Here is a 13902-nt window from a genome sequence, read left to right on the forward strand (position 1 = left end):
TCCGGCTCAATTGCGCGGCAGGCAGAGAAATCAGGGCGAGGTGAGAATAATGCCTTGTTCTCCCACGACTACAAAGTGCGAACCCGACCAAGTGACATCGGCAAACGTGTTAGAGACGTTCGGCAGGCCAGAAGGAATCGTCCAGGTGGCCCCATCTGGCGAAGTCAGGATCGTGCCTTTTTGTCCCACAGCCATACATTGCGCCTGCGAGCAGGCTACGCCATAAAGGAAGCGCTGGGAAAGAGATGCCGGGGTATGAGCCGTCCAGGTTACCCCATCAGGGGAGGTGAGGATGGTATTTTCGTATCCGTTCTTGATATCTTTGTTGCCCACAACCACCCACTGCGAGCCCGACCAGGCCACACGCCGGAGGTCATACGAGGAAACAGATGCAGGAAGGGCATGGGGAGTCCAGGTTACCCCATCTGGCGAAGTGAAGATCGCCCCTTTTCCATTCTCAGGCACAAACGTTCCTCCCACAGCCACAAACTGTGAACCTGACCAGGCTATACCGCTAAGAGTGTATCTGGAAAAAGCCGCTGGCAGAGCATGAGGAACCCAGGTAGTGCCATCAGAAGAGGTGGAGATCGCTCCTTTTCCCGCGGCCACCCACTGCGAGTCCGACCAGATAACATCGAGAGGCCCTATGTTTGCAGGAAGGTTGTGGGGAGTCCAGGTAGTGCCATCGGGCGAGGTGAGAATCGTGCTGTGGTCTGCCAACGCCCCTGCGGACCCCATAACCAGCCACTGTGAACCAGACCAGGCCGCACTTAAAAGGATGAGGGAAGGCAGAGAAGCAGGAAGGTTATGCTGAGTCCAGGTGGTGCCGTCGGGCGAAGTGAAGAGCGCGCTTTCATCTCCCACGGCCACCCACTGCGAGCCCGACCAGGCCACACCAAAAATATTCAAGGTGCCAGTGTGCGAAATGTGCCACGCGCTGGTGGCAGTTCCAGAAGAAGCCGTGCCGCCATGGTGGCTGGTCAGCGTATAGAGGCCAACACTCCCTCCAGCGAGCAGGAGCGCTATCAGCGCGACAAGACCCGCGATCCTGGCGGGCGAGAGCCGGCGTTTACTCCTCTCGCGCATGCGTCCAGGTGGGGATGTAGCAATGCTGGGAGGAGTAACCTGAACAAGGCCAGGTGCTTGAGCTGACTTAAGATGAGGGCCTTGCTCCTCTGTAGGCTCGCTCCCGACTGGCTGCACGCTTGACGAAGCCGAGAAACTCCCCACTTGTCCGATGTTCTTTTCGTCTAATGAGCCTGCACCCGTTGCTAGTTCCGCTGGCCTGCCGCCTTCGGTTCCCGACGCTGACGGCATAGAGCCGAGCAGTGCAGGAGCCTCGGTAGGAGCTGAATGGATCGTCTGCACAGAGGAAGGCGCTGAGGGAATAGCTTGCTGGGTGGGCAGTTCCGCGCCAGGATTAGGGGGAGTACCCAGCTCGCTAGTGAGCACGCGGATCGTAAGAAGCAGGATTGTATCCCCCGCTCCTGGCCTGCGCCGCTCTCCCTGTGCAGATAGATGCACAAGTTGCCCATCCTGCACGCCCGCCGGAATGGACACCTTGAGCTGGCGTCCACCGGGCAGCGTCAGCGTGCGCACCGTTCCGGCCTGCGCTTCCACAGCACTGATAGCCAGGGTTACCTGGACCTGATCGGTAAGCCGTGGCGGAGTCAAAGGAACATGAGCTGCGAGAGCCTGCTGCAAAGCTGCGGCAAAGTCGGAGATCGTGGGAAAGCGAGCCTCGGGCTGCTTGGCCAGAGCGCGCATCAGTACCGCATCCAACTGAGCCGAAAAGCGAGGGTCCAGGCTGCTCAGCGGTGGAGGCGAACTGCTCAGGTGCTGGAACATCAGCGGCCCCGGCGCGCCGACAAAGGGCGGGCGACCCACCAGCAGTTGGTAGGCCATCACGGCCAGCGCGTACTGATCGGTCGCGGGAACTGCCTGGCTCTGCCATTGCTCGGGAGCCATGGCTACAGGCGTACCACGAATCACCTGGCTGGCGCTGGCGGTCGCCGAACTCAAGCGTGCGATGCCGAAATCGGAGAGTAGCAGGTCGGCAGGCGCCTCCTTGCGCTCGCGAATCAGAAAGTTAGAGAGCTTGACATCCTGGTGCACAATCTGGTGATCATGGGCGTGCTGTAATGCCTCCGCAGCCTGCCTGAGCCAGTGAGCTACCAGCCCGGGCGCGGGCGGGCTCGCCTGGCCAGCTCGATGTAACCAGTCGGCCAACGATCCTTCACGGCGATAGGGCATCACCAGATACAGGAGAGTCGTGTTGCCAAAGGGATGCTCTCCATAGTCAAAGAGTGGGAGAATGTGAGGATGATCGAGCCTGGCAACCGCTCGGGCTTCGCGTTGAAAAAGGCGAGCCGCATCCTCCTGCATCTGGCTCGAAACTGAGGGATTGATCTCGACCTTGACCACCTTGAGAGCGACCCGTTGCTCAATACGAGCATCTTCGGCCAGGTAGACATCGCCCATCCCACCGCTGCCTAGCAGGCTCACAATGCGATAGCGGCCAAGTTGCTGCCCTTGCAGAGACATAAGCACCTCGCAGATTCGTCCTGGCTTTCCCAGAACGGGAAAGCAATCCACACAGAGCCGAGAGTCCGGTGGCAGAGACAAGGAAGTATGTCCAGGCTCTCGCTGCGGAGCCTCGGTCCTCGTCATCGGCCGAGCTATCTAGCAAATAACCATCTGCCCAATTTGTTGCAATACTCTTAACCGCAAGTATAGCTGAGATCAAGGAAAGGAGCAAGTTTTTGCCGCCTTATTTGACTCTGCTCTCTTTTGGGCTTAGTCCTTGCTTGCCAATACTGGCAGGCACTAGATACTCTTCTGGACCAGGAGTGCGTTTGCTTACGCTTCTGCGAGGAGAACAGAGATGGAACGAATTCCCTCTGACGATCCTGAAACCAAAGCAATAGGTGACGCCATCTCAGAGGGAATACGACCAGTTATTTAGCAGCTCGCCAGCGCTTCTGCCAGGAGCTATAGAGCACATAGCCTCCAAGCAAGAATAGACCTGCAATGCACAGCCAGACAAAGAGATCCCCAATGAAGGGATATATCGTTAGCGCTCCCTCTCTGGGCACATAAGCGATCATAGTTTGCGCATCAGTCGTGAAGTAGTCAGTCGCTGCCAGGACATGCCCCTGATAATCCACGCTCATCGCCAGACCATTACTTGTTTGTCTGACCACTGAGTAGCCATCTTCAATAGCTCGGAAGGTGGCATTCTGCGTATGCCAGGGATCAATTCCCTGCCAATCATTTGAGGGAACAAGCATGATATCAGCGCCCTTTCTTCCCCCCTGGCGCATCAAATCAGGATCATCGGCATCAAAACAGATCACATTTGCCAGGCGCCCATAGAGAGTGTCTACAACCGGAACGATTGGATTTCCTGGAGTATAGGTTTCCGTCCCAAAGGGATGGACTTTATGATACGTCCAGAGCACACGTCCCTGCGGATCAAGCAGAATAGTCTTATTCTCTGCATAAGGAGCCTGATGCAGGAAAACTATAAGCCCCATCTCAAGATAGATACCAGTCTTGCGAGTCAGGTTCTTGCCGCCCTCGATCAATGCCGTTTCATCTTCAGCAAGCGTCATGGCCCCTCCTTCAGGCCAGACAACGATTTTTGCTCCAGCCTGTGCCTCCTGCAGGCTTCGCTTCAGTAGTTCCTCATTGAGAGCTGCAAATTCAGGGCGCAGTTGTGCGGGATTAGCATGAGCAAGTTGCTCACTCGTTGGAAAGTTTCTTAACGCTTCAAGAGCCTTATGCGAGGCCGCGGGCGCAGCGCTGATTCCTGCGACGCGAATGGTCGAGGCAGAGGGAGGAAAGAAGGCAAGCCTGCAGCCTCCGCCCAGCAAAGTCAGCGCAAGCACGCCACTGTAAAGTAAGGTCGTCAGGCGTATTCTGGGCCAGGCAAAGTGCTGTTCCCAGATCCAGTTACCGACAGAGGCAAACCAGGCTATAAGAAAGCTGACTCCATAGACGCCAGTAATGGCGACAATTTGTATGAGCGGAAGGTTGCCCTGTTGTGTGTATCCAAGTAATCCTCCGCCCGTACCATAAGGCACAAGTGTCGTAAGGTATTCGCAGGCAACTCTACTCAATGGAAAGATCAGGGTCGCCAGCAATCCACTTCCCGCGCCGAGTCGAGGAGCAAGCAGGCGATCGAGTAGAAAAGGTAGCAGCAGCATAGTGCCTAAGATCTGCGCGCTAATGAAGATGAAGGGAGTGAGTATCTGAGACTCATAGAGAAAAAAGAGTGTAGCACCTGCTGAAGCTAACCAGAGTCCTAAGAGGCCAACGACTATGTTGCTTGTGCGCATAAAGCGCAAGAAAAAGAGCGGATAGAGCCAGGCCGCCAGAGGGATGTCCCAGCGCCCATTGGCGGCAAAAAGTGAGAGAAGAGTACCAAGTATCAGCCAGAGATAGCCCAGCCGCTTATCAGGCTCTACCTGATAGGCATGAAACTTTTTTTGCATAGAATCTTCCATCTTTCTTAGGGGGCCAGGGCACGACGGTATTGCCAGCTCTGACTTGTCAATCCAGAAGAAACGCCTGGTCCACCTCTATCGTTTCCCACCGAACGTTCGGTTACATTATAGAAAGGAAAGGCGTTATCTGTCAAGAGAATCGCCGCTGGGATTTCTTCGGCCTGACCCGCATGGATCTCAAAGCGATTTTCTGCTGATGGAAATGCCACTCTTCATAACTATTTTTATTTGCCCTGACGCGAGTTCTCGCTTAGCCTTCCCTCTTTTCTTTAGCCGTAGCGTCCTTGTGGAGACGCGCTATCTCTTCCTCGACAGCTTCATTGTTGTGCAGCATAAATTTTAGAATTACTGCTAATTCCTCATCCGAATAGGCAGCGCTCACCTTTTCCAGGACGCGCGCCATGGGGACAAAATACTCGCCGACGCTTGCAGCCCGTTCCTGCTTCAGCTCGATGAGTACGCTACGCCGATCATGAGGATTGCGCACTCGCTGAACATAGCCTGCCTTTTCCAGACGGTCAATAATAAAAGTGGCAGCGCCAGTTGTGAGCCCCGTGTGCTCGGCAAGCTGCCCTGCCGTTAACGCGCCTTTTTGGGCCAGAAGACTTGCTACCTTCAGATCCGTTGGATGGATGCCTAACCGTGTGGCAACTGCCTGATTGAAGAGCACTCCGTTGGCGCTACCACGCAAAGACTCCCGATTGAGGCTCTGTAAAATCTCTTCTCGCTTGCTCGTCTCTCTTGACATCTTCAATCCCTCTGGGTATACTACATTTATCTTAATGATTGTAATACATAGCGTTTGTGATAATTATTCGTTGGGATATATTATCGCTAAGCTACTAGAGTATATCATAGGGCAAGGCAGATGAGAGATTTGCAAAGCGAATTGGCCGCCAGCGCCATCTTTTTGCTTACCTTGTAGTCTCCTTGTCACTACTATACAGCCTGCAAAGCAGGAATAAAGCTTTACAGAATTATTCTAGAAAGTAGTCAAGGATGAAAAATCAACAAGTAATAAGACCCGTCCTGATTGTGGGCGGTAGTCTGGTCGGCATGACGACGGCCCTATTTCTGGGTCGGCAAGGCATTCCAGCCCTTGTAGTCGAGAAGCACGCCGCGCCCTCGACCCATCCGCGCGCCTCCGGATTCAATCCCCGCTCCATCGAAATCTACAGTTCTGCAGGCCTGGAACCGGCTATTCGCGCGGCGGAGCCTGGACTGTTTCGGGGCAGCGGTGTACTTCGTGTAGAGACCCTGGCCGGCAAAGAGATCACCTGGTATACACATAGCATCTACGAGCCAATCGACGACGTTTCGCCAGTAATGGGCAGTATCATCCCACAAAAACTGCTGGAGCCCATCTTGATTGAGCGCGCTAAAGCCCTGGGGGCCGAGGTACGCTACAATACCGAGCTTGTGAATGTTGCGCAGAGTGCAGACGCAGTGCAGGCAGTGCTCAAGGATCGCGAGACTGGCGAGGAGCAAACGATCCATGCTCGTTACCTGGTAGCAGCTGATGGTTTCCAGAGCCCGACAAGAAAAGCTCTCGATATTCCCTTCTCTGGCTATGGCATACTTTCTAACCATGTCTCCATCTTCTTTCACGCCGATCTCAGCGCCGCGCTGCGTGGGCGACGCTTTACCCTCTGTTATGTCGATAATGCGCAGATTCAAGGGGTGCTGGGAATCGTTGACGAGAGCGCAAAGTACGCGGCATTTGTGATCACGCTGCGTCCGGAGGAAAAGGTAGAAGATTATGACGCTCAGCGCTGTATCGAGGCGGTGCGCGCGGCCATCGGTCTGCCCGAGCTTGAGGTTGAGCTTGAGGCCATACTGCACTGGGTTATTGCTTCGCAGCTCGCCGATCGCTATCAACAGGGGCGCATCTTCTTAGCCGGCGATGCGGCTCACGTCGTGCCACCAGTGGGAGGTCTGGGAGCAAACACAGGGATTGCCGACGCCCATAACCTGGCCTGGAAGTTGGCCCTTGTCCTTAAGGGACAGGCCGCACCGGAGCTGCTAGCAAGCTATGAGATGGAACGCCGCCCCGTTGCTAAGCAGGCTGGCGAAGTAGCCTTTGCCGGTTATGTGGAACGCATGGCTCCGCACCTAGCGGCACAAGCTCCAGAGGTTACGCCTATCGAACCATTCTCCTTACTCCTGGGCTATCACTATCATTCGAAGGCGCTTATTGAGGAACCAGAAAGTGCGCATAAGCTCAACGATGATCCGCACCATCCCTCGGCGGCTCCCGGCACGCGTGCCCCTCATATCGTATTAGAGCGAGCGGGCCAGAAGATCTCTACTCTCGATTTGTTTACAGGTCATTTTGTCCTGTTGACAGCAAAAGATGGTAAAGCCTGGCAACAAGCGGCTCAACAGGTGACGCAGCTTACCGGCTTGCAGATAGAGAGCCATTGTATCGGCAAATCCGGCGACGTGCAAGATCCACAGGAGCGCTTTTTGAGCACCTATGGAATCAGCGCAAGCGGAGCCGTCATCGTACGTCCAGATGGTTTTATTGCCTGGCGAAGCAGAGCGCTTGTTCCAGAGCCAGAAAAGATGCTTAAACAGGTCTTTGCTCAGCTCCTTGGTCGGCGTATAGAGCCCTGATAGCAGGCCTTCGGCCATGCTTACTCGCTATCCAATGAAGATAGCTGTATGGGATCATGGCGCAGGTTTGAGACTGCGCGGTAAATTTGCGAAGCATACACAAAAGAGAGAGATATATGGAAAGATCGAACATCCCAGAAGAAATCCAGCAATGGAACGCAAGAATCAGGCAAAATCCAGAACTGACTGAAGGAATGGGCCACGTCCATCTCTTGAGCGTTCCGGGGCGCGTGAGTGGGCAACTCCGCGCAACGCCAGTATCCCCTATTGAATACGCGGGGCAGCGCTGGCTATTTGCTGGCTTTGGCGAGGCGGATTGGGTAAAGAACCTGCGCACCTCGCGATGGGGCATCCTCACCAAAAGGAAGCAATTAGAGCGCATAACAGTTGCCGAGGTCGAGGTAGAGAAGCGCGCGCCACTTTTACATGCGTTTGTGCAGCACATTCCAGCTGAGTACTTTTCCCTTTCGGTTGGACCGGATGAGCCGCTTGAAGCCTTCGCCGCCATAGCGGATCGTCATCCCGTCTTTCAAATACTCACGGCAACGTCAATCAGCTCCTTTGCGGATGCAATCGGCAAACAAACTCAATAGCAGAGCAGAGATTTTGCTATCTCTTCTTCAAAAAACAATGAAGGAAGCTGGGAAAATAAGAGCTCTTGACGATGGAACAGGGTATGGTTGAAAAAACGCTGGGAAGCAGACCGAGCGCTCGCTGAATTCTCTTGACACCGGAGTATTTACGGTGGTATTCTTCAGTATAGGTATACCTCCGTAAATACCACCATTTTCCAAGGAAATAAATGAGCGGAGAAGTAGTCCAGCTTTAAAAGCAAAGGACGAGGAGAAGATACCCTATGACCAATACATCCATGACCGATGTTCTTATTGTTGGAGCGGGACCGGTCGGCCTGACGCTAGCCTCTGATCTTGCCCGTCGCGGCATTGCTTGCCGCATTATCGATAAATCGCCGGTATACCCCATTGGGACACGAGCCAGAGGTATCAGGCCTCGCACCCTGGAAGTCTTTGAGGACCTGGAAGTTCTTGAGGCGCTCCTTGCTTACGCGGAACCTCCCATGCCCACGCGCTTCTATGACCAGGAAGGGAAACTTTTTCGCGAAGCCCCTGCACCTTATCTACCCCCAACTCCTGATGTGCCTTATCCAGGCAGCCTCTACGTCAGCCAGCAATATACTGAAACCGTTTTGCGCAAGCGGCTGGCAGCTTATGGCATCTCAGTGGAGTTGGATAGAGCGCTGACTGGCTTTACCCAGCACGCTGATTATGTTGTCGCCTCTATTCAGCATGCCGGATCGAGTGAAGATGTACAAGCGCGCTACCTTGTGGGCTGCGATGGTGGAAATAGTACGGTGCGCAAATGCGCGGGCATCTCATTCCTTGGTGAAACCAGGGAAGAACAGAGTATCCTGTTCGGCAATCTTAGCGTCAGTGGAGTGGACCCCTCGTTCTGGCACATCTGGACTAGCCTGCCTTTGACGCTCAATTCGATGCCTCGTAGTAATACCTGGTTTTTCACCGCCCCCCTTGTGCCTGATGAGCATGGCAAGTTGCCGCCCGCCTCAGTAGAAACCTTTCAGCGCATCTTTGATGAAAATGTGGGCCTACCCGGCGTGCGGTTTTATGATCCTACTTACCTATCCATCTATCAGGTAAATATCCGTATGGTTGACCGATATCGCGAAGGGCGGGTCTTCCTCGCGGGCGACGCCGCTCATGTCCATACGCCCGCTGGTGGGCAGGGCATGAATACAGGTATTCAGGACGCCTATAACCTTGGCTGGAAACTTGCTCACGTACTCCGTGGCGCGCCCGCTGCGCTGCTGGAAACCTATCAGGAAGAACGTTTCCCCATTGCACAACACGTGCTCGCCTCCACAACTGCGCGCGGCGAGGCCTGGGCTGGACCCACAGCCAACCCTTCCACAAGAGCACAGAACATGGAGAAGATGTTCCAGGGGAAAGATCCCTTCGGTGATGTCACGCAACTAAGCCTTACCTATCAAGGCGGCCGTCTGGCACGCAATCTGGATGATGCTACAGGTCTCCGCGCGGGAGACAGGGCTCCCGATGCGCCTTGCCTTGATGCAAAGAGTGGAGAACAGGTTCGGCTCTTCGATCTGTTGCGAGGAACGCATTTTACTCTGCTCGTTTTCGGTGATCTCTTTGCACCATCGCTCGCCCAACATTTCCTTAGTCATCTCCATGTGTATCATATTCTGCGCCCTGGCAAGGCAACTGAGAATGGCCAACATATCTTGATCGACAACGATGGGCATGCTTATCGCGCTTATGCTATTAAGAATGATGCACTGTTCTTGATTCGTCCCGATGGCTATATCGGCCTCAGCGGAGGGAGATGGAATGATCGGGTAATCGCCGACTATCTGCGGGAAGTTATCTAATGCTTTCGGACCATATACCGGTGCAGCCATCAGAATAAGATAGGTTACAGAGTATCTTCTGTTAGCGTTTCTCGCAAGAGATCGGCAAACACGCGCCTCCTATGCTTTGAGTCAGTATGTTTTTCCAAATGGCTGCTATTCACCTATAAAGCATGTTCTCAGGATCGTCCCAAGCCAGTATAGAGGCGCTCAATACACGAGCGCGTCACGCTCTCCAGCCCTTCGGGACCATCGGCATATGGATGCATCTGATCTTCGATCACTAGAATACTCACCCCGTGCAGCATTGACCACAATACGCCAGCCAGCTCGCCAGGATCGCCCTCAACAATCTCGCCTCTGGCCTGGCCCTGGCGTACGGCCTCCACATAGAACTTAAAAACAGCCTTTGAGGCGCGATATAAATCCGGATACGCTTCACGATTGATAACGCCCCCGCTAAACATCTCGCGCATAAGCCAGGGGTTATCTACAGCAAAGCCCACATATGCCCTGGCAATGCTGAGCAATTGAGCATAAGAGCTATCTGGCGCCTCCTGCAGTGCGCTTTGAATGCGTTCGGCCAGGCGCTTAAAGCCTTCTTCGCTAAGCGCTGCAATCAAGGCCTGCTTGTCGGCAAAGTGACGATAGGGAGCGGCATGGCTAACCCCCGCTTTGCGCGCAACCTTGCGCAGATCAAGCGCGGCAGCGCCACCCTCGGTGAGCAGTTCTAACGCAGCCTGTAACAAGGCGTTGCGCAAATCCCCATGATGATAGGGCTTGCCCTTTGAGCGCTCCAGGCTTTCGTTCATCTTCACCCTCCAGCCAGTCAATTCACAAAGTTGACAGTGCCAACAATGTTGACAATAGAAACATGCTATGTTAGAATGTTGACAGTGCCATCATACACGATAGCAAGACAAGATGCAAAAGAGATGAAGGAGTTCTAGTTATGTCACAGACCGCAAAAATCGCCTTGATCACCGGGGCTAATAAGGGTATTGGCTTTGAAATCGCCAGGCAACTAGGCGAGCAGGGCTTGACCGTGCTCGTCGGCTCACGCGACCTGGCCAGGGGAGAAGAAGCCGTAAGCAAAATCCGTGCCGCTGGCAGCGCTGCCTATTCTCTACAGATCGATGTAATCGAGCAAGCAACTATTGATGCCGCAGTTAAGCATGTCGAGCAGACGTACGGTCGGCTTGACGTATTGGTTAATAACGCCGGGATTACGCGCGGATTTAATTTACTGCCCAGCCAATTTACTATCGAGCAGCTACGCGAGGTCTACGAAACCAACGTATTCGGCGTATTCGCAGTCACTAAAGCCATGTTGCCGCTCTTGTATCGTTCGCAGGCCGGACGTATCGTCAACCTATCAAGTCCGATGGGCTCGCTCACCCTGAACAGCGATCCCAGTTCCATCTATGCCACATTGCCGCCTTCCCTGGCCTATAACTCTTCGAAGACCGCGCTTAACGCCCTTACAGTCTTTTTTGCCCGCGAACTGCGCGACACCAATATCAAGATAAATTCGGTAAGTCCGGGCTACTGTGCCACCGATCTCAACGGGCACACTGGATATCGCACGGCACAGCAGGGCGCACAGCTCCCGGTAGCCTTCGCCACTCTGCCCGCCGATGGGCCGACAGGTGGCTTCTTCGAAGACAACAAGGCAGTTCCCTGGTAGTTTTCCTCTTTAGCACCCATATCTCATAGGTCACTCTCGGCTTGATAACTCTGCAACCCTTGCTCTCGCCCGCCAGCGGGAGCAGGAAGAGATTAGCCAGCCCCTTGAGTGGGCAGATTATATAGGATGCTTAAGGCCCAGGGTATTTTCTCGGATGTGCAAGACGCGTTGAAAAAAGAAGGTTTCCTCTCGCATCAGCGATTGTAGACTCTACTTTACCAAGCAGCTTATCAGGCTGATGGACCACTTTGTTATTTTGACTGATACAATGTTCGGCCTGGTCGTTGACCGATAAAATGCCGAAGCGGACAAACTGGTTGTCAATCACACAGTTCCCAAACACCCCGTTAGGGCGTAAACCGTTTCCAATGGCCTTCGGAGATCACTTCGACTTCGCCATCGATCACTTTGATAGCGGTCTGATCGTCGATTGCATACGCTGGTACACCCAACCCGGCGGCCCATCTTTCTGCGTCTGCCAGCGAATTTTCCGGCAGAGAGGGATGATCCAGGTGCGGAAACATCGCAAAATCAACAAGTCCCAGCGTTTCATCGCCACCAGTGGGCGGTTTCCAGCCAACAAAGTCCTCCCCGATACGCGGAGCCATCACCATGCTCCCGGCACTCAGCCCCACCCAAACCTTCTCGGGAAGCTCCGGCAAGAGGTCCACAAGCCTGGACTGCCGCATCCAGTGGCACAGATACAGTGCATCGCCACCGTTCACCAGCAGGACGTCTGCCTCTCGGACCCAGGGGACCCAGCGCTCTTCACCGATGCTGGGCAGTGCGGTGAGCTCCAGCACGCCCAAGGACTTCCAACCCAGCTCGCACATGGGTGTGGAGGACTGACCGGTGATGAAACGCCATGCCCCACCAGGACTGCCCGAGGGGTGCCCGTATCCCGCAGTGGGGATGCAGAGGGCATTGGACTCGGCAATGGATTTGCCCAGCAGATCAACCAGAGCATTACGAATGCTGTCGTTTTTGATGCCAGCAGACGTGAGCAGCAATTTCATGATTCCTCTCCTTGATGGTTTCATGGGAGCCGAAAAGCTCCTCCAGTCCCTCTCGCGAGAGGCCAAGGCCAATCTCCCCCGGAACGCAACGACTGTGTTTTTCATAGCGCTGAGTCCTCTGCTCTCGCTGTTAGTCTTGCGCACAAAGGTCTTTCGCTCCCTCATTGTACGCAGACATTCTACCGTCTAACAAAGCAAAAAACTTCTTTAAACTTGCTCTTTTGCCATGCAGAATGACCACAATACATTCCAAAAACCGGCTTTTAGTCGGACCACTTATGAAATTGACCCATTATCAATGTGGTATACTAATGCGTGAAATCACGCAGTTATGAGTATCTACAAGGCTTTCCAGAAACACGCCGCCGCAAGAAACGAAGCAGCTTTGACGCCTATGCCCCTTCCGTCCTCAAACGTAAGAAATCGAACGAGACCAAGCAGCCGCGCAAGCGGGACTCACGCTGCCGTACAAGAATGGCGTCGTGGAAGGTGCATCGCCTCAAACTCATCAAAAGGATGGTGGATGGACGGGGCGATGTCCTCTGCTTCGCCAGCGTTTGTTCCAGTGTGCCTGATTGATCCCCGTGAGACTGAATAAGGAGGAGAACCATGACCCTTCGCAACCATCTCCCAACCGCCGTTATCATTGAACATCTGAAAGCCGCCGTTCCCTCTCTCATGAAAGACGCACATGTTCCAGGTCTGAGTCTCTCTTTGATCCGCGATGCACAGATTGTCTGGAGTGGTGCATGGGGTGTCAAACAGGCCGAGACGGAAGAGCCTGTGACGATCCACACCATTTTTCAGGCGGCTTCCTTGAGCAAACCATTGTTCGCCTATGCTGTGCTCTCGCTGGTGCAACGAGGAAGCATCGAGCTTGATCGTCCTGTGACATGCTATCTTCCGACTGCTTTTGTTCCTAATGACCCTCTGCTGGAGCGCATTACGGTGCGCATGGTGCTCTCGCATCTGACTGGTTGGCCCAACTGGCGTGAGGATGGGCAGCCGTTAGTGCGTCTTCGAGCCCCAGGAGAACATTTTGGCTACTCTGGCGAAGGGTTTGGCTATCTCCAGCAAGCAGTAGAATGCGTGACAGGCCAACCTCTGGAGACCTTTATGCAACAGAGCGTCTTCGCTCGGCTCGGGATGTCGCACAGTAGCTATCTGTGGGGGAGTGGTGAGGATGCTGAGAGCGCTACCGGGCATGATCATCTGGGGAAACCATTACCCTCCTTTACGATGGATTTGCCTCATGCGGCGGCAAGCTTGCAAACAACGCCATCAGATTACGCTCGTTTTCTATGTGCGCTGCTTGAGCCCAGCGCCGCCCCAGGCACGCTGTCCCTGGCTTGGAGAGAAGAGATGCTTCGCCCACAAGTCCAGCTAGAGGCTGAGGTAGCATGGGGATTGGGCTGGGGACTTCAAAACACAAAAGATGGATGGGCATGCTGGCATTCAGGAGATAACCCAGGGTTCAAAAATTTTACGCTCGCCTACCCCCAAATACAGATAGGTATGGTGATCATGACGAACGGTGATGGTGGGGCGGCTTTATGGGAGCCTCTTCTTCAGACAAGCCTTGGTGGACGATACCCTTTGTTTGCATGGATAGCACGTCAATGATGGCAAGAACGAGCTTGTGCCGAGGAACTCCTCTTCCCGCAAAGGTCA

At 54.2% G+C, this 13902-nt stretch carries 10 protein-coding genes and 2 pseudogenes; 6 read left to right on the top strand and 6 right to left on the bottom strand.

Features of this window, described 5'->3' with window-relative positions:
• Nucleotides 1-30: 30 nt before the first annotated feature.
• The 4 genes from EPA93_RS05385 to EPA93_RS05400 form a co-directional block, all read right to left on the bottom strand.
• Nucleotides 31-2544: a protein kinase domain-containing protein gene (locus EPA93_RS05385; protein WP_165422891.1), complete on the bottom strand. Its 2514-nt coding sequence runs from the start codon at nucleotides 2542-2544 to the stop codon at nucleotides 31-33.
• Nucleotides 2545-2957: 413 nt separating this feature from the next.
• Complete coding sequence (locus EPA93_RS05390; RefSeq protein WP_165422892.1) at nucleotides 2958-4496, bottom strand: nitrilase-related carbon-nitrogen hydrolase; 1539 nt, start codon at nucleotides 4494-4496, stop codon at nucleotides 2958-2960.
• Nucleotides 4497-4513: 17 nt separating this feature from the next.
• Nucleotides 4514-4717 carry a hypothetical protein gene (locus tag EPA93_RS05395; protein ID WP_129886064.1) on the bottom strand — a complete coding sequence of 68 codons (204 nt, stop codon included), beginning with the start codon at nucleotides 4715-4717 and terminating at the stop codon, nucleotides 4514-4516.
• Between the two features lie 41 nt (nucleotides 4718-4758).
• A complete protein-coding gene (locus tag EPA93_RS05400) occupies nucleotides 4759-5256 on the bottom strand; it encodes a MarR family winged helix-turn-helix transcriptional regulator (RefSeq protein WP_129886065.1) in 498 nt (165 codons plus the stop codon).
• 251 nt (nucleotides 5257-5507) lie between these two features.
• On the opposite strand from EPA93_RS05400, the gene EPA93_RS05405 reads away from it, so the two are divergent.
• The 3 genes from EPA93_RS05405 (at nucleotide 5508) to EPA93_RS05415 (ending at nucleotide 9549) form a co-directional block, all read left to right on the top strand.
• On the top strand, nucleotides 5508-7124 hold the full coding sequence (locus tag EPA93_RS05405; RefSeq protein ID WP_129886066.1) for an FAD-dependent monooxygenase: 1617 nt from the start codon (nucleotides 5508-5510) through the stop codon (nucleotides 7122-7124).
• A gap of 116 nt (nucleotides 7125-7240) precedes the next feature.
• Nucleotides 7241-7717: a nitroreductase/quinone reductase family protein gene (locus EPA93_RS05410; protein ID WP_129886067.1), complete on the top strand. Its 477-nt coding sequence runs from the start codon at nucleotides 7241-7243 to the stop codon at nucleotides 7715-7717.
• A 263-nt stretch (nucleotides 7718-7980) separates the two neighbouring features.
• A complete protein-coding gene (locus EPA93_RS05415) occupies nucleotides 7981-9549 on the top strand; it encodes an FAD-dependent monooxygenase (RefSeq protein WP_129886068.1) in 1569 nt (522 codons plus the stop codon).
• A gap of 158 nt (nucleotides 9550-9707) precedes the next feature.
• Here EPA93_RS05415 and EPA93_RS05420 read toward each other — a convergent pair whose 3' ends face one another.
• Entirely contained in the window at nucleotides 9708-10340 is a 633-nt protein-coding gene (locus EPA93_RS05420) for a TetR/AcrR family transcriptional regulator (protein WP_129886069.1), read from the bottom strand.
• Nucleotides 10341-10480: 140 nt separating this feature from the next.
• Here EPA93_RS05420 and EPA93_RS05425 point away from each other — a divergent pair, with 140 nt between their 5' ends.
• Nucleotides 10481-11215, top strand: a complete 735-nt coding sequence (locus EPA93_RS05425) for an SDR family oxidoreductase (protein ID WP_129886070.1) — start codon at nucleotides 10481-10483, stop codon at nucleotides 11213-11215.
• Between the two features lie 332 nt (nucleotides 11216-11547).
• Nucleotides 11548-11661 (top strand): annotated as a pseudogene (locus EPA93_RS49530) (IS5/IS1182 family transposase); the annotation flags it as partial.
• Here the strand turns inward: EPA93_RS49530 and EPA93_RS05430 are convergent.
• Nucleotides 11656-12396 (bottom strand): annotated as a pseudogene (locus EPA93_RS05430) (Type 1 glutamine amidotransferase-like domain-containing protein); the annotation flags it as partial. The pseudogenes EPA93_RS49530 and EPA93_RS05430 overlap by 6 nt on opposite strands.
• Nucleotides 12397-12840: 444 nt before the next feature.
• On the opposite strand from EPA93_RS05430, the gene EPA93_RS05435 reads away from it, so the two are divergent.
• Nucleotides 12841-13854 carry a serine hydrolase domain-containing protein gene (locus EPA93_RS05435; RefSeq protein WP_129886071.1) on the top strand — a complete coding sequence of 338 codons (1014 nt, stop codon included), beginning with the start codon at nucleotides 12841-12843 and terminating at the stop codon, nucleotides 13852-13854.
• Nucleotides 13855-13902 lie beyond the last annotated feature (48 nt).

The organism is Ktedonosporobacter rubrisoli (assembly GCF_004208415.1).
GTDB lineage: Bacteria > Chloroflexota > Ktedonobacteria > Ktedonobacterales > Ktedonobacteraceae > Ktedonosporobacter > Ktedonosporobacter rubrisoli.

Coding starts and splice junctions, on each gene's coding strand:
- EPA93_RS05400 (WP_129886065.1), bottom strand. CDS start 5,256: ATGTCAAGAGAGACGAGCAAGCGAGAAGAGATTTTACAGAGCCTCAAT.
- EPA93_RS05405 (WP_129886066.1), top strand. CDS start 5,508: ATGAAAAATCAACAAGTAATAAGACCCGTCCTGATTGTGGGCGGTAGT.
- EPA93_RS05425 (WP_129886070.1), top strand. CDS start 10,481: ATGTCACAGACCGCAAAAATCGCCTTGATCACCGGGGCTAATAAGGGT.
- EPA93_RS05420 (WP_129886069.1), bottom strand. CDS start 10,340: ATGAACGAAAGCCTGGAGCGCTCAAAGGGCAAGCCCTATCATCATGGG.
- EPA93_RS05435 (WP_129886071.1), top strand. CDS start 12,841: ATGACCCTTCGCAACCATCTCCCAACCGCCGTTATCATTGAACATCTG.
- EPA93_RS05385 (WP_165422891.1), bottom strand. CDS start 2,544: ATGTCTCTGCAAGGGCAGCAACTTGGCCGCTATCGCATTGTGAGCCTG.
- EPA93_RS05390 (WP_165422892.1), bottom strand. CDS start 4,496: ATGCAAAAAAAGTTTCATGCCTATCAGGTAGAGCCTGATAAGCGGCTG.
- EPA93_RS05410 (WP_129886067.1), top strand. CDS start 7,241: ATGGAAAGATCGAACATCCCAGAAGAAATCCAGCAATGGAACGCAAGA.
- EPA93_RS05415 (WP_129886068.1), top strand. CDS start 7,981: ATGACCAATACATCCATGACCGATGTTCTTATTGTTGGAGCGGGACCG.